This is a genomic window from Undibacterium sp. GW821-FHT11H02 (assembly GCF_058808015.1).
On the sequence record NZ_JBXARG010000026.1, the window covers coordinates 1 to 16,539 of the forward strand.

Annotated in this window: 14 protein-coding genes; 7 read left to right on the forward strand and 7 right to left on the reverse strand. The window is 46.8% G+C overall.

The window, feature by feature from the left end:
• Positions 1-219: 219 nt before the first annotated feature.
• The 3 genes from AC1RR2_RS19130 to AC1RR2_RS19140 form a co-directional block, all read right to left on the reverse strand.
• Positions 220-1,506 (reverse strand): Xaa-Pro dipeptidase, encoded by a 1,287-nt coding sequence (locus tag AC1RR2_RS19130; RefSeq protein WP_493223875.1) that lies wholly within the window; start codon positions 1,504-1,506, stop codon positions 220-222.
• Between the two features lie 130 nt (positions 1,507-1,636).
• The gene (locus tag AC1RR2_RS19135) at positions 1,637-2,410 is read right to left on the reverse strand and encodes a substrate-binding periplasmic protein (protein ID WP_493223876.1); all 774 of its coding nucleotides are present in this window, start codon (positions 2,408-2,410) and stop codon (positions 1,637-1,639) included.
• Positions 2,411-3,334: 924 nt separating this feature from the next.
• Positions 3,335-3,544: a cold-shock protein gene (locus tag AC1RR2_RS19140; protein ID WP_493223877.1), complete on the reverse strand. Its 210-nt coding sequence runs from the start codon at positions 3,542-3,544 to the stop codon at positions 3,335-3,337.
• Positions 3,545-4,012: 468 nt separating this feature from the next.
• Here AC1RR2_RS19140 and AC1RR2_RS19145 point away from each other — a divergent pair, with 468 nt between their 5' ends.
• The 4 genes from AC1RR2_RS19145 to AC1RR2_RS19160 all read left to right on the forward strand — a co-directional run bounded on the left by AC1RR2_RS19145 (position 4,013) and on the right by AC1RR2_RS19160 (position 8,747).
• Positions 4,013-6,388: an ATPase, T2SS/T4P/T4SS family gene (locus AC1RR2_RS19145; RefSeq protein ID WP_493223878.1), complete on the forward strand. Its 2,376-nt coding sequence runs from the start codon at positions 4,013-4,015 to the stop codon at positions 6,386-6,388.
• A 29-nt stretch (positions 6,389-6,417) separates the two neighbouring features.
• Complete coding sequence (locus tag AC1RR2_RS19150; protein WP_493223879.1) at positions 6,418-6,648, forward strand: hypothetical protein; 231 nt, start codon at positions 6,418-6,420, stop codon at positions 6,646-6,648.
• 12 nt (positions 6,649-6,660) lie between these two features.
• Positions 6,661-7,407 (forward strand): hypothetical protein, encoded by a 747-nt coding sequence (locus AC1RR2_RS19155; RefSeq protein WP_493223880.1) that lies wholly within the window; start codon positions 6,661-6,663, stop codon positions 7,405-7,407.
• Positions 7,408-7,868: 461 nt separating this feature from the next.
• Entirely contained in the window at positions 7,869-8,747 is an 879-nt protein-coding gene (locus AC1RR2_RS19160; RefSeq protein ID WP_493223881.1) for an AraC family transcriptional regulator, read from the forward strand.
• Positions 8,748-8,837: 90 nt separating this feature from the next.
• On the opposite strand, the gene AC1RR2_RS19165 is transcribed toward AC1RR2_RS19160, so the two are convergent.
• The gene (locus tag AC1RR2_RS19165) at positions 8,838-9,800 is read right to left on the reverse strand and encodes a cupin-like domain-containing protein (protein WP_493223882.1); all 963 of its coding nucleotides are present in this window, start codon (positions 9,798-9,800) and stop codon (positions 8,838-8,840) included.
• Positions 9,801-10,092: 292 nt separating this feature from the next.
• On the opposite strand from AC1RR2_RS19165, the gene AC1RR2_RS19170 reads away from it, so the two are divergent.
• Positions 10,093-10,602 carry a pilus assembly FimT family protein gene (locus AC1RR2_RS19170; protein WP_493223883.1) on the forward strand — a complete coding sequence of 170 codons (510 nt, stop codon included), beginning with the start codon at positions 10,093-10,095 and terminating at the stop codon, positions 10,600-10,602.
• A 99-nt stretch (positions 10,603-10,701) separates the two neighbouring features.
• Positions 10,702-11,163, forward strand: a complete 462-nt coding sequence (locus AC1RR2_RS19175) for a prepilin-type N-terminal cleavage/methylation domain-containing protein (protein WP_493223884.1) — start codon at positions 10,702-10,704, stop codon at positions 11,161-11,163.
• Between the two features lie 126 nt (positions 11,164-11,289).
• Here AC1RR2_RS19175 and AC1RR2_RS19180 read toward each other — a convergent pair whose 3' ends face one another.
• Positions 11,290-13,359: a methyl-accepting chemotaxis protein gene (locus tag AC1RR2_RS19180; protein ID WP_493223885.1), complete on the reverse strand. Its 2,070-nt coding sequence runs from the start codon at positions 13,357-13,359 to the stop codon at positions 11,290-11,292.
• 206 nt (positions 13,360-13,565) lie between these two features.
• A complete protein-coding gene (locus AC1RR2_RS19185) occupies positions 13,566-14,054 on the reverse strand; it encodes a hypothetical protein (protein ID WP_493223886.1) in 489 nt (162 codons plus the stop codon).
• 230 nt (positions 14,055-14,284) lie between these two features.
• Here AC1RR2_RS19185 and AC1RR2_RS19190 point away from each other — a divergent pair, with 230 nt between their 5' ends.
• On the forward strand, positions 14,285-15,196 hold the full coding sequence (locus AC1RR2_RS19190; RefSeq protein ID WP_493223887.1) for a foldase protein PrsA: 912 nt from the start codon (positions 14,285-14,287) through the stop codon (positions 15,194-15,196).
• A 116-nt stretch (positions 15,197-15,312) separates the two neighbouring features.
• Here the strand turns inward: AC1RR2_RS19190 and AC1RR2_RS19195 are convergent, their stop codons facing one another.
• Entirely contained in the window at positions 15,313-16,182 is an 870-nt protein-coding gene (locus AC1RR2_RS19195) for a GIY-YIG nuclease family protein (RefSeq protein ID WP_493223888.1), read from the reverse strand.
• Positions 16,183-16,539 lie beyond the last annotated feature (357 nt).

Genomic DNA, 16,539 nt, shown 5'->3' on the forward strand with positions numbered 1-16,539 from the left:
CGGTCATTATCATTGCTCCATGCAATTGCGCAGTTTCCTGCAAAATGTCCGTTTACACAAAATTTTTTACACCCTCTTAAGGCGGAGGATTTGCGCAAGTAGTTGGGGCTTGACTTGACAGCTACCAATTCTTGAGCGTACCTATCAGATGGGATTTGAATCAAATTTTCTTCAATTCAAATCCTTGTCACAACTAGTTAAGCAGTAATATTCAGCAGCTTACTTCGCACTTTTCACCACAACACCCGCCTTAATCACTACCGCAACATTTTCTAATAAACGCACATCCTTACTAGGATCACCAGCCACCGCCACCATATCAGCAAAGCGGCCAGCTTCGAGTATGCCTACGTCTTTGCTCGACAAGGCTTCTGCGGCATTAAGGGTGGCGGCTTGAATCGCCTGTACTGGTGTCATGCCGTATTTCACCATGGTGGCGAATTGTTTGGCGTTGTCGCCATGTGGGTAGATACCGGCATCAGTACCGTATACCATTTTCACACCTGCAGCATGGGCGCGGCGGAAGCCTTCGCGTTGTACGTCAGCGACTTCTCTGTCTTTGCGCAGATTGTCTTCCAGTACGCCGTTCTTTTTGCCTTCCGATTGGGTGTAGTCGGTGTTGTAGATATCCATAGACAAATAAGCGCCATGCTTCTTGGCCAGTGCGATACCTTCATCATCGATCAGACTCGCATGTTCTATGGTGTCTATGCCTGCACGAATCGCATCTTTAATGCCTGAACTGCCGTGTGCGTGGGCTGCGACGCGCAGGCCCCATTGATGGGCTTCTTCCGCAATCGCGGTCATGTCTTTCAAACTCATTTGCTGCTGACCAGGTTCTGTGTTGTGGGAGAACACGCCGCCGGTTGCACAAATTTTGATGACTTGCGCGCCGTATTTGCGTAACTCACGTACGCGCTTACGACCTTCTTCAGGGCTGTCAGCATTGAAAGGACTTTGTTGGTTCATAGACGGCGGAAAGAAAGTCGAATCGCAATGACCACCCGTTGCACCAAAAGAATACGCTGCTGTGACGACACGCGGGCCAGGAATTTTTCCTTCATCAATCGCCTGACGCAGACCGACATCATTCCAGGCATCGGCACCGACATTACGCACAGTCGTAAAGCCCGCATTCAAAGTCCGGCTCGCATGTGGCACGGTCAAGATGGACCAGAAGCGATCACCAAATTGCAGATTGTTATAGCCGCCATAAGTAGGATCAGAATCCAAATGCACATGCATGTCGATTAATCCTGGTACCAAGGTCATACCAGGCAGATCAATTTTTTTGGTATCTTTATTGGTCGTTGCTGCAGCTCCGGCCTTGGCACTGACGACGCTGACGATGCGACCGTCTCTGACCAGAATCTGAGGATTGGCAATCATTTTGCCGCTGCGTACATCGAGCATATTGCTGGCAGAAATCAGCACATCAGCCGCGATAGCGTTAGCTGCCAAACCCAAAGCGGCGGCGATTAAAGACGAATAAAGGGGAAATTTCATGAAGGACTCCGAAGTTGTTTTTAATTGATTTTTAGCAGGCGCTAAGTATCCAGCCTGCACACCTGATGGTCAAATTTGTTTCCGTGCATTGATGTGCTTGACCAACAAAGCTGGTTTGTCGGTCTGGATTCTATTCGTATTCTTTAAAGGATAAACCCGCTTGCTGATAAATCTCGGCAACGCGACCATTCTTGACCATAAGTTTGATTGCGTCAGAAAAAGCAGTGGCTGCCGCTCGGTGTTTGGACTGCTTTGACAGACCAAAGTAGCGTTGCAATGCGCGCGACGCCAGGTAGTCAGCCCAAGATGTGCCTGTCACCTGATTGCGTTCCAACGCGACCGCGGCCGCTTCTTTGTCATTGACTATCATCACATCGAAGCGCCCGGCGACCAACATTCTCACCATATTGTGATCATCTTGTGCAGCGACGCGTTGAATCGACTTGTCAGTATCAAATTGCGGAAAATACAGGGTGCCGCGCTTGACGCCGACTTTTAATTTTTTCAGGTCTGCATAGGATTTAAGCAGATGCTCTTGTCCCGTACGCATGAGGAATCGGACCGGGGCACGTTCGGTACCGATAGGCCCGAGAAATTCTATATAAGATTTTCTTTCTTCATTCATAAAGATGCCGGGAACCACATCGGTCACGCCAGTTCTGAGATCTTCTAAAGTGCGCGGAAAGGGTACGATGCGCCATTGAACTTGATAACCAAGATTCTTGGCCGCCTCATTGAATATGTCGACGATAGGACCCGACACATTGCCAGTCTGTTCGTCGGTGACGATTTCGGGTGGTCTTGGCCGGGCGTCAGCGGTCAGGATTTTATTCTGCGCGTACGTCGTGCTAGCAAACGTCAGCACAAAAATCCATACAAGACAAAATTGAGAAATCCAGTTCATGCGTAAATCAAGTTGAGTAATAGTGTTCGTAATTGAGTGAGTCAAGTATAGCTGCGATATCGTGAAATACCGCAATTTCCATCCCTGAAAAGTTGATTATACGCAACTAGATTTATTTGAAATTCTTAATGGCTATTGAGATGAATATGGAGGTGCAATGCAAAAAGCCCACCAAAGGCGGGCTCTCCATGTATCGCGCTAATTCACTGATAACCAAGACTATCTGTCAGGTGTTAGCAGCTGTTCTGGCACCCATGCTATCTGCGTGGTGTACCCATCGGAATTAGTTTGCTATCAAAATCTGATCACAATTTTGATAGTGCAATTTAACCCAGATTGTCTATTCGGCGCGTCTTCGACGCTATTTGAGTGTTGGCGGCGCATTTTTGGTCATTTTTCGCATTCTTCGTTGCTAATAGCTAGCTATTAGCGCCTCATTCACGCAAAAACTGACTCAAAAAGTGCATCCGCCATCATCTTAAATCCTAATAGAAAATCTGGGTTATTGAATTATTTGCTGCAATATCAGATATGCAAAGCGCACGTGAGTCGCGATGCTGATATCCGAAGCACAAATGATTTTCTTATTTTGTTAAATTGTCTTTCAGCGAAATGCCGTCCACCTTGATAGATTCAAGATGGCGGCGTCGCCTGGCTAAACCATTTTCCTACACCCCATGCTATCTGCGTGGTGGCCATGGCCGGTTAGAACCAGTTTGTGCGGCTATTGTGCAATCACCTGGCACAATATGCGCTTGCTTGTTTGAACGAAATCTTTGCGGGGTTTTATCCACCTATGCTATCTGCATAGTGTGAATAACCGGTAATGGTGCCCCATAAATAGGCTCATTCTGAACGATGCTTAACGGTAAAACTAGTGATGTTCACGCAGCGTTTTTTTACAAAATTTTGTAAAGACGAATCTTACAAAATTTGAATATTGCTGGCTTTGTCGCCCTTAGGACTAGCGCTGCGTTCGAAAGAAACGCGTTGATTTTCCGACAGACTTTTGAAACCAGAAGATTGGATGTCTTGAAAGTGAGCGAATAAATCCGCGCCACCAGCGTCAGGTGTGATGAAGCCGAAGCCCTTAGCATCGTTGAACCATTTGACGATTCCAGTTTGATTGCTCATGTTATTTCCTTTAAATTCAATTTGGCAACCAATCTAGGCGCAGTGAAAAAATCAACATGCGAGCGAAAGAGTTACCGCTAGGCGAAATTGCCTGTTAGGCACTTAAAACCAAGAGATGAGACCGAAGGAGATAAAACAGAACGACTAGAGAAGAACAGCCATGCGGAATTGGGACCAACAATAAAACGACCTGATGCAAGTACAGGGCGAAATATACACACATATTTCGTAAACACCTAATTTATTTTTGAAAATTTAAAAAATAATTGCTTCGCCACTGATAAATAGAGTGTTGCAGACATGTCGTAAATTGCGAAACCAGCGCTGATAAATGCGCCATTCTTGTTTTTATGTATTCACTTTGCTTCATAATAGTCTGATGATGGCAAACCCGCTTTGTCATTGCATGCAGTGAATTTGAAATAGACGAGACATACGGAAATTCTTCTTGAAGAAAGCAGGGCCAAGATGCAGCCGAATCAAGCAAAATCAGGTGCGCAGCAAAGCGCAGTAGCAGAAAGCTCGACCCAGCGTTTGCTATTCTTTAAACGACTGCAAACCCTTACCAACAAGATTCATGCGACCCAAGCGCTTGATCAAATCATGCTTGATTTGAGTCAGGATATCTGCGATCTGTTTGAATGTGATCGATTAACGATCTATGTCGTGGCACCTGATAAAGCGAATTTGATCTCCAAGGTGAAGAAGGGTTTGAACAGTTTTAAAGATATACGCCTGCCTATTTCGGATCAGAGTATTGCCGGCTTTGTCGCTCTGCACCAGCAAGTCCTCTGTATCAAAGACGTGTATGACGAAGAAGAATTGCGTAGCTATTCGCCGCATTTGCATTTTCAAAAAGCGATTGATGAGCGCACCGGTTATCGCACCAAAGAGATGTTGGGCGCGCCTATTATTGATGCCGGCACTCAGCAATTATTGGGCGTCATTCAATTTATTAATAACCGGCATGGCGTCGCATTTACCTCTATTGCGACCGAGGGTGTGAAAGAACTTTGCGATACCTTGGCCATCGCTTTGACGCAAAAAAATAAGCCTTTGAATTTGCCACCATCGAAATTTAATTTTCTGGTATCAGAAGGCATTTTATCTGCGCCAGAATTTGAACTCGCGATCAGCTCGGCACGTAAGAAACAGCTTGATTTAGAAGATGTGTTGATTGATGAATTTCAAGTACAGACCGCGCATATTGGTATGGCTTTATCGAAGTTTTTTGCGGTTCCCTATGAACCCTATAAGCCAAACCGTGTGATTGATGCTGAGTTGACCAAGAAATTAAAGCGGCAGTACGTAGAAGAAACCAATTGGCTGCCGATTTCTGATGACCCGACCGGGATTAGTATTTTAGCGATAGATCCAGAACATGTGAAAACCACGCGTGTCGTCAATCTGATATTTTCTACGCCACGCCTGCATTATCGTGTCACGACCAAACGAGAATTTAAACAAACTATTGATCAGTTTTTTGGACAAAGTGTGGATACCGGTTCTGTTGGCGAACTGTTGTCTGGCATGGAAGACGAAGACCTGGACGAAACGAGCGGCACCACCGAAGTATCGGCAGCGGTCGACAATGAATTGGTCAAGCTGCTCAACAAAATTATTGTCGATGCCTATCAACAAGGCGCTTCTGATATTCATATAGAACCACGCCCCGGCAAAGAAAAAACCGTGATTCGATTCCGGCGTGATGGTTCACTCGCGCCGTATATAGAAATACCTGCCAGCTACCGCAACGCCTTGATCGCACGGATTAAAATTATGTGTGATCTGGATATTTCAGAGAAACGCAAACCGCAAGACGGCAAAATTAAGTTCAAAAAATACGGTCCGCTTGATATTGAATTGCGGGTCGCAACTATTCCATCTTCGGGTGGCATGGAAGACGTTGTGATGCGTATTTTGGCCGCAGGTGAGCCGATACCGATGGCGCAACTCGGCATCTTGCCGCACAACTTGCAACGTCTGATAGAGGTGGTTGAAAAACCCTATGGTATTTTCTTCGTTTGCGGACCCACCGGTTCCGGTAAGACGACAACGTTGCACTCGGTGCTGCATTATTTGAACCGTCCAGAAACCAAAATCTGGACCGCAGAAGATCCGGTCGAAATCACCCAAAAAGGTTTGCGTCAGGTGCAAGTCAATCGCAAGGCAGGGATGGATTTTGCCACCGTGATGCGGGCATTTCTGCGTGCCGACCCCGACATTATCATGGTCGGTGAAATGCGTGATAAAGAGACCGTCTCGATAGGCTTGGAAGCCTCATTGACAGGTCACTTGGTGTTCGCCACTTTACACACGAATAGCGCGCCAGAGTCTATAGTTCGTTTGCTTGATATGGGCATGGACCCATTCAATTTCGCCGATGCACTACTCGGCATTTTGGCGCAGCGCCTGGCTAAACGTCTGTGCACGAATTGCAAAGTCGCTTATCAGCCCGAAGCGGAAGAGATACAAAGCATGCTTAATGAATATTGTACGGAATTGCTGGCGACACCGGAGTTCCAAATTGATGTTGATATCGCCAAGCAAAAAGTGCTGAAAAAATGGCAGAAAAATTATGCGGACGAACGAGGTAATTTTACTTTGTATCGTCCAGCTGGCTGCGAGAAATGTGTCGGCGGCTATAAAGGCCGGGTTGGTTTGCACGAATTGATGGTGGGCACAGACGGCATCAAGAAATTGATACAGGAGCACGCGCGCGTCGCACAATTATTTACCGAAGCATTGAGCGATGGCATGCTCACTCTAAAAATGGATGGCATGGAAAAAGTGTTATCCGGCATTATGGATATGAAACAGGTGCGGGTGGTTTGTATTAAATAGAGTAAAGATAAATTGAAGGAAACTTGAAAATGAATCAAAACCGGAGAGCTACTTTTTTTAGCTTATTGAGTGTCTTTGTGGGGAGTATGCTCGCTACCGCAATATACGAAATTGTAGTGCGTGGATGGCAAAATGCGGATTGGTATAAAGCGCTTTTTATGGGATTTTTTTTCATTGTTTGGGCGTGTATCTTCCCATCAAGTTTTTTAGTGGAAAAAAAGCCGAAAGAAAAAGTCGATTACAGTAAACACAAAGTTTAAGGATAAAAAAACATGCCGTATTTAGGAGTTGGTTTACACGTTTTGGTTGCGATTTTTTTTGCTATTCACGCGATACGTCATCGCCGTGAAATGTATTGGCTAATGATTTTATTTGCTTTCCCCTTGTTGGGTAGCATCGTGTATTTTTTCGCGATCTATTTACCCGACAGTCGTTTGCAACACGGTGCGAATAAGTTGACTACGGCGGCCTTGAAAGCACTGGACCCGGGTAAAGAATTACGTGAGGCGCAGCAGGCATTTGAATTGACGCCCTCGGCGCAAAATCAGATGCGCCTGGCTTGCGCTTATCTGGAGGCGGGCGATCCACAACAAGCAGCGGTGCAATATGAAGCTTGCTTGCGCGGACCTTTCGCTACCGAGCGCGAAATCCTGTTCGGCGCTGCGAAGGCCCGTCTGCAAAATCAACAAGGTGATGCCGCTCTTGAATTGCTGCTGAAGATACGCCAATTACACGCTGATTTTCGTAAAGAGCAGGTCGGTTTATTGTTAGCGCAGGCTTATGCCTTGCAAGGTCAAAACGAGGCTGCACGTCAGGAATTTTCTAAGGCAGCTAGTGACCATGGCAGCATTGATGCTTATGCTGAGTATGCAATATGGGCATTGAGCATAGGTGATGTCGCTACCGCCCAAGCGCAACGTCAGGAAATAGAACGCATGCAAAAGCATTGGAACAAACATCACTATGCGATGCATAAACCTTTATTAAAACGTTTAGAAACGGCGTTTTCTAAAGCCTGAGCTAGGGCCTGTTAACATTTAAATCGGGAGATGCGTTCAAGCCAAAAGGTGGGATGGCAAGGCGTAGTTCGCCGCCGAGGCTGATGCCTCGGCAAGAGCTGCAACGCTGTCCATCGCGCCTTTTGGCTTGAACCCTTCGGGAATGGGTAAAACGGGCACATGGCGTTGTTGCAAGTCGCTTACAGTGCTCGCACTGCGGCGCGCCTTGACGGTGAAGTCAGGGTTTAGAGCAGCATGCTGCTCACTGACGCAACGAAGCATCCTTGCAAGGATGCTTTTCTTTAGCGATAGCCTAGCCCTGTGCCCGTTTTTCCGCATTCGCACTCCCAATTTAAATGTTAACAGGCCCTATTTAGTCTTTACTTCAATACTTCCCCTAAATCTTTTCGGACGATAAGTCCGCAAGATTTGTCAAATCACTCCATGATATTGTTCTACCCATCGAATCTGTGGAGAACAAGATGGAACAAGAACTTACCAGCATCAGTGCGCATAGAGCCAGTTACGAGCGCCGTTTCCGGCGCGTCGTTGATTACCTGCACGAGAACTTGGAACGAGATTTAGATCTGAATCATTTGGCCGAAATCGCCTGCATGTCACCGTATCACTGGCATAGGATTTATCAATCTTTTTGCGGCGAAAGTTTGGCCGCGACGGTGAAGCGTTTGCGTTTGCAACGCGCGGCTAATTTGTTGGTGAAGACCCCGCACAGCATAGAGCAAATTGCACGGGACTGCGGTTATAACAATCTGCAATCCTTCACACGTATTTTTTCTAGTGTGTATGGTATGCCGCCTGCACGCTATCGCAAGCACGGTAGCCATATACAATTTTCTGCAGCACAATCAATAAGGAGTGAGACGATGTTTCCAGTACAGATTCAAGAAGTAGCAGCGATGACTTTGGTGGGAATTCCCCATCGCGGTAATTACATGGGTATCAGTCAGGCATTTGATCAATTAGTCGGGATAGCCGGAGCGCGTCAGATGTTCGGTCCAGACAGCAAGATGATAGGTATCTATTTTGATGATCCGGCGCTGGTGGCAGAAGCGGAGTTACGCTCTATCGCCTGTCTGGCGGTGAGTGCCGAGCATCAGGCTAAGGCGCAAGCACCGCTTGAAGCCTACCATGTCAAGGCGGGTTCTTATGCCGTCTTGCAATACCAAGGCCCTTATTCCGATATGCAAGCCGCCTATCAATGGTTCTTCGGTGTCTGGTTACCCGCATCCGGTTACGAGGCGGCGGACGTACCCGTGTTTGAAGAGTACTTGAACAATCCACGCGATACCGCGCCAGGTGAATTGAAGACGGCGATTTATTTGGCTTTGCAGAGTGCTTAGTTTTTGAAATGAGCGCGCGCTAAGTTCGGTACTCCTAGTGTACTGAACTTGCGATTTTGCATCGTGTTTGGCCGGTCGGCAAGCAGGCCATCAACGTTGCAAAATACCACGTTTATGTTCAGGAATATGTGCCGCCGGATCTTGTGAGCTAAAGACATAATGCTGAAAAATACTTCCCCAGGCAGCTCTTTGTGCTGGGGGTAATTCCTTAAAACTGAGTAGGGCTTGCAATAGCAAACCATAAGGTGAGGTTTTGTTTTCTGTAGAAAAATTCGATCCTCCCCACCAGTAATTGATCAGTATGTTTATTTTCTCCAGCGACTCTACGTGATGCCACCATAAATTAGGAATATAGATGGCATCGCCGGGTTCTAGTATCGCGGTTTGCGCATGCTCCAATGCGATGCGGTAATTGGGAAAACGCGTGAAATCAGGATCGTGTAAGTTCACCAGGCTGATAGGTGAGGGCGTCGGCGCGAAATCGAGCGGACCAATATAAAGATTGGCGATTTGTTCTGGTGGAAACAACACAAACTGCCTTCGTCCACTCACCACGCAGGCGATATTGTCGGACCCGTCGATATGGGTGGGCGTGATGATGTGATTACCTAACCAGATGCGCGGCTGGATATCGGCGGTCAACAAAGGCATAGGGTGATCTTGTGGCAGACTGGGCAGGCATTCCGCGATCAGTGCGCTTTGCACAGCGACCGAAGGTGGCGTTGGGAATTGTGCGTAGCGCGCCAGTTGTTCTAATACTTCGGTAATCGTAACGCGCTTGCGCAGGAAATTAAATCCATCCATAGCCTCGTTATAGAACAAGCGTCCCTGAGTTTCTGGTCGCAGCATGATGGCATCTACGCCAACACTTGAATCACGCTGGTGTAAATCTTTTAGTATTTCCGTGACATCGCCATGGGCCATTTGCACCAAAGGCCAGTCTTTGACCAGGCCACGTAGTATTGCAGGACGATATAAGGGGGCAATTTCTTCCTGAAATAGTTGAGGTGTGACTTGATGCCATTCGGCTATCGCCGGAAAAGTTAAGCTCATGATGGTTGTATGTATAGAAAGTTGGCAGCGGTATGCCTAAATCCTAGCCGTTTTTGTATAAGCACAGCCAATTTTTTGGCGAAGATTAAAAAAATGCGTAAATCGACAGGGTGAGTTTTATGTCAATACATCCTGTTACAAGTTTATACAACGAAAAAACGCTAAGTTGCTTGTGGTCAAGGATAGCTTGTGTGATACTGGCATCCAAACACCTTGAAAATAGGATGGGATTAGTAATCGCAAGTGCTTATCTACCTAATCAACAAGTGGACAACTTTTTTGGAGAGAAAAAATGAACATGACTAAATCTAAACAAACGGGCTTCACCTTGATCGAATTGATCGTTGTGATTGTGATTTTGGGCATCTTGGCAGCTACGGCTTTGCCAAAATTTGCTGACTTAGGCAAAGATGCACGTATCGCTTCTTTAAATGCAGTACGTGGTTCTATGGGTGCTGCAGCAGCAATGGCGCACGGCAAGTTCTTGGTGACAACACCAGCGCCGACTACAGTGACTTTTGAAGGTACGACGATCACATTTGCAACGGTAGTTGCTTCAGGTTATCCAAAAGCAGATGCTGGTTTTGTTGCAGCATCCGGCATCTCTAGTAATGATTACACTATCATCGCTGCTGGTTCAGCTGCGACAGCAAACTCACCTGTCACTAGTGCCACTGAAACAGCCGTGATACCTGTGAGCGTTGCCGGTAGCCCAGCAGGATTGAGCTGCTATGCCAAATATGCAGAGCCAGCAACAGCGACTGGTGCACCAGTCATTACTATTGTTACCACCAGCTGTTAATCAGCTGAGGTCACAAAAAAAAAGCGTCTCTAGTAGGCGCTTTTTTTATCTCTAAATCAAATAGGCAAAATTGACTTGTTAGCAGACCAAGAAAATAGGATGAAAAGATATATGCGCCGCGCTTCTCAAATTGGTTTTACTTTGATAGAGCTGATCGTCGTGATCGTTATCTTAGGTATTTTAGCAGCCACTGCCTTACCCAAATTTGCCGACTTAGGTGAAGATGCTAGGATTGCCAGTGTCACCGCTGCGCGGGCTGCGATGACCGCAACGGCTGGTATGGCGCACAGCAAATATCTGGTGATTAGTCCTTCGCCCGCGACCCTGCTATTCGAAGGCGCGACTATTACGATGGCTGCGACAGGCTACCCCGTCGCCAATAATGCTTTTGCTACTGCCGCTGGTTTAGCGAATGGTGATTATGCGCTCAATTTCAGCGGAAGCAGCCTGAGAGTGTCACCTGTTAGTGCAAGCGTTGCTGCCACCTGCTCGGTGACCTATACAGAAGCCGCCTCAGTTGGCGCGGTACCTACCTATGTGGTGGATACCTCAGGTTGTTGAGCCGCACAGCAGCAGACATCCAAGTCGGACTGCGAACTCCTAAAACTCGAGGGTGGCACGTCCTAAAACACTATTATCGCAAAGACCCATCACGACCAAGTCTGGATTTTTAGCACTACTATGACATTAGGCGCGCCTGGCCAATCCTAAGTTGTGAATCGCTGATGCGCTGCGAATTGTCTGGGCTTTGCTTGTCGTTTTATCGTGGCTGACTTCTCTCAAGGCTAAAGATTTTGCGCCCTCGTCAGATGTCGCCATCGTGCCATCGATCTCAAATGCAGCCACTGCTTCCGCCAGCTTGAGTGCCTGGCTGTGCATAGATCCGGCCGCACTGGCCGCTTGTTCCACCAGTACCGCATTTTGTTGGGTAATCTGATCGAGTTGAACTAGGGTCGTATTCACATTACTGATGCCGGCGCCTTGTTCTACGCTGGCATCCGTAATGGCTTGCATATTGCTACTTAATGCCTGTATCTCATCAAGGATTTGGTGCATGGTGACTCCAGTATTTTGAACCTGGAGATGGCCTGCATGTACTTTCTTGGTCGAATTGGTGATCAGTACATTGATCTCTTTGGCGGCGTTCGCGGTGCGTTGCGCCAGGTTGCGAACTTCGCTTGCTACCACACCAAAGCCACGCCCTTTTTCGCCCGCCCGTGCTGCTTCAACTGCCGCATTCAATGCCAAAATATTAGTTTGAAATGCGATGCCGTCGATAACTGCGATGATCTCATTGACCTGTTTCGATGAATGCTGGATATCGTCCATTGTGCTGGCCAATTGCTGCACGGCTGCGCCACCTTGTTTCGCAAGCGCAGTGGTAGACGATGCTTTTTGATTGGCTTGTTGAGCACTGTTGACATTTTGCTTGACCATGACGGTCAATTCTTCCATAGACGATGATGTCGCTTCCAATGAATTGGCTTGCTGTTCCGTACGCAAAGACAAATCGGCATTGCCGTGTGCAATATGCAATGAAGCATTACTGATGCTTTCGGTGCTGCTGCGAATATTTGAAACCAGATGAGCCAATACCTGTCGCATTGCATCGAATTCTTTGACTAATTGGGCGACTTCATCGTGTGCTTTGGTATGACTGCTGGTGCTCAGATCTCCATCCGAAACGCGATGTACTGCCAGGCTCAAGTTGCGTAATTCACCAAAGAATGCCAGATAAAATCCCGCCAGTAAATAACAAGCAAAACTCAGCATAAACAAGATCGCCAGGAGCATGGCATTGCGGTTCCAGACATCGTTCTCTAATCTTTGTTGCAGCTTGGACTCGATCAAACTCGCGATACTCAGGTTTAATTGTGCCCAGTCAGAGATGACTTGTTGTCCCGCTTCCAGATAAGCCGTACCACTGGTTTGATTCAAAGTACTGAGGATTTCGCTTTTGGTACGCTCCAAAAAAGCGACATTTTCTTCAATCACTTTTTTGCTTTGTTGCGCCAAGGCTTGTGATGCGGGATTCGCCTGTATCACGGCTTGAATTTGTGCTTCGACTTTTTGCAGATCACGTTGACTCAGCATGACATTGGCATTGATCACCACATCTTCATTGGCTTCCATGAGACCTGTGTCGATATAGGGCGCACCGCGTGCACTGGTGTCTGCCATCAGAGCGGTCAATTCAGGTATCGATTTACCGAATAAACCAATCAAATAATAGGTATCGACTTTGGGATCAAGACTGAGGTGAGTATGGTCCGAAATCTTAACCGCGATTTTATTGAGTTGCTCTAGTAAGCTTTGATGGGCGAGATAACTGTCTTTCGCTTTGCTCTCTGAGATTTTTTCTTGAATACCTTTCCAGATGCTCAGTGCTTGTTGTAAGTCCTTCTGCGCTGCGAATTCTGGTTGGCTCGTGTTACTGGGCGTCAATCTGGCAAACACTTGATCAATTTGTGGCGTCAGGCTACTTGCCTTGCCAAGTGCGTCTTTATTCCCAGCCAATCCCAAATGACGCAAGGCGCGATGCTGCTGAGTGAGTTGTACCAGTTGATGTATCACGCGTACTTGTTGGACGCCTAGTTGTTCACTTTGCGTCAGCGCGATCGACTTGTTCAACTCCCAGATAAACAGACCTGAGACCACCAGCGCCGGGATAGCAAACAAACAAGCAACAATCAAGAATTTGGGCAGTAAGCGCAAACGACGCATGCTGGCGATAGCGGGAGCAAAGAAGACAGACATAAGTACACCGTAGAAAAAAATTAACGGAAGGAAACAAAAAACAGTCTCCAATGTACTGAGCGACTATGACCAGCGTGTGACTAGGGTTTGATTTTTTAGGACTTAGCGAAACAGGCGCTGGGCTTGTGGCGTTCCCTTTCATGTAGCAGGGGGGCGGCTTGAATTCCTCACCAGATCCTCGTCTTGCAATGGCACTGTCTACGGTGCTATTCAAGGCGACAGGCAATGATTTGTGCCCCTAAGATATCCGCCTGCAAATGAAATGCTTGCAAAATACGTTGGCGTTCTTGCGGATCAGCGGGTAGGGCAAATGTCACATTCAATTGCGACAAGTTTTGGGCGGACTTTGTGGCAAGCCGATTCGCCGCCGCAGGCATACTTTCCTGCTTCTCCTCGATTGCAGGAGCTATCATAGGCGCAGCCGTCGATAATAAACCTTGCGCCTGCATTTCCGCGATCACCGCTGCGAAAGGTATCGTGATGCAATCATGTGGCTCCAACCAGCGCTTACTGCCTCCGCTAGTACTGACGATGCCTCCCGTTAGCTCAACCGCAGCGTCCGAGATTTTTTCATAATGGAAGGCTTCCCAACCCGCTAAGCCACGTTGCCGCTGAGCGATCTCCGCCATGATTTGTGCCACTTGTCCGCCGTGCGCCACCATGCCGACTGGTAACATTTCTGAGAAATCGAGCATATTCAATTTTCCTCTGATAAATATTTCTTTAATGTTTTTGCCAAAATAAGCCCTAAGCCGCGCAAACTGAGCGAATTTTAAGTGTAATTGTGAAATCACAGGTAAAATTCGCAATCGCTTTTTTAAACGATTGACTACCGCTGGTAGTAGCCACTTTTTTGCAGTTTTACCCTTAACCCGCAGCAGCCTTAGCTTCTGCCTTATACCGAAAATCATAAAGGAAGACCACGATGTTGATTAAATCCCGTTTCGTCATTGGTAGCGCCATCGCACTCATGGCATTGACTGGCTGCTCAAAAAGCACAGACAAACCTGCTGATTCAGTAACTGATGTGATCGCTGCAACCGTCAACGGTAAAGCTATTAGCAAAAAGCAAGTTGACTTAATCATGAAACAGCAAGCCTCACAAGGTATGCCAGATACGCCAGAAATGCGCAAAATGATTATCGACAACTTGGCATTGCAAACGATCGCCGCAGAAGAAGCGGTCAAAAAAGGTCTGGATAAAAAAGGTGAAACCGCAGAGCAAATCGAAATGTCGCGCTTAGGTATTTTGGCGCAAGGCTTCGTCGATGATTTCTTAAAAAATAGCCCAGTCACTGACGCACAATACGCCGCAGAATACGAAAAAATCAAAGCAGCAACCGCAGGCAATGAAGTCTCTGCCCGTCATATCCTGGTAGAAAAAGAAGAAGATGCAAAAGCCATCATCGCTAAATTGAAAAAAGATGTGAAAGTATTCGCAGCTTTAGCCAAAGCCCAATCCAAAGATCCAGGCTCGAAAGAAAAAGGCGGCGACTTAGGCTGGTTTGATCCACGCGGCATGGTGCCAGAATTCGGCGCAGCAGTCGTCAAATTGGAAAAAGGCAAATTCAGCGAAGAGCCAGTCAAATCTCAATTCGGCTACCACGTCATCTTGTTAGACGACACACGTGCAAAAGAAGCCCCAACTTTAGAACAAGTCAAACCACGTTTGACGCAACAAATTCAACAACAGAATTTGAAAAAATTATTGGATGAGATGAAAGAAAAAGCCAAGATAGAAATCGTCGGCGCTTCCGCTGCATCAGCGACGGCATCTGCCTCAGCAGCAGCGTCTGCACCAGCTGCAGCGGCTCCAGCAGCGAGCGACAAGAAATAAATTTTAGGTTTATTTTTTGGCCCAGAAAACCGCCTTTTTTAAGGCGGTTTTTTTGTGTCTATTGGCCAAATAATTTGAAAACTCACATCGGATTGAGAAGATGTAACATTCTTTCTTCAAAGTGTTGCCTGTTGGGTTTGGATTTCTTTGAGCGTATGACCTGTGTCATCTTTCCACTCAATGCGACCATTTGCGCTACGCCCGAGGATGATTGCAGCAGCAGTGGATGGGCTAGAAAAACTATAGTCTTGTTGAAAAACATAGCTATCACCAACTTGCTGCAAAACTTCGTTAGCGATTAAGTCCTGACGTAGATCGACAATGCTGTGCATTTGCTGCTGCATGGATGCGGTGACCTCTAAGCTGGCTTGCGAATTCGCCTTCACGACAAAGCCTTGATTGGATTCGTATCCTTGCGCTTTTAAACCCTTGCCGACACAGTTCAAAAGCGCGATGTCAGCAATGCGAATGTCGGTTGCGCGTGTCATTTCAAAAGCAGATATACCCAAGACGGGCAGCATGCTCAGCATATGATCGAGAAACACCAACATGTCTGCGCGGTCTGCCTCTGATAGCGTAGGTTCGTTCTCTGATTTGATATTATCCAAACGCATGCGCTTTGCGTCTTTGGCGCGTTGGATCAGTTGTGACTCAAGGAATTGCACGTGGGCTTTATTCAATTGACCAGATCCAGCCACAAAAAAGACTGCCCGCGTCCAAAAATCTTTATTGCTGAAATGGTTTTCCAATCGAGGTTTAACGGGATCGCCTTCACCGATGTAAATCATCTCGCCATCACCATCAGGGCGCGGACCAAGCAAAAGATAGACACCCGTTTGCGCAAACTCTTCGCGCTGTTTTATGGTTGGTAGCAAAGGGCGCGGAAATACAATCGCTTTGCCTATCCAATTGCTGCGTTCAACGATACGCAGACCGTCTGGGTCGCCATTGGCTACGAAGATTTTTAGGGAGAATGGTGAGGTCATGCGAATATTTGTGGGCTAAGCGAATGGAGATAATCGGTTTGATATTGATGTAAAAAATCATTTCTATATTTAAATAAATGCCATAAGAGAAATGCGATGACATTTGCGATTAAATAAGAATAACTAATAATTTCAAAGACTTATATGCGTCTCTCGTAAAATATTACGTTTGTGATTAATTAAAGCTAAGCTCGATTGGTACATGCTCGGCATATTTTCGCCAGAATTATGTTCGTTGTAACAGCGATATCACCAATAATTTCACCTATGATTTAACGCTCGTTTGCTATAATTTTGCGCAAGTGGACTGGGAGTTCCCGGTCGGCGTCTAAGCCTCGTTGAGTTCCATCGGGGCTT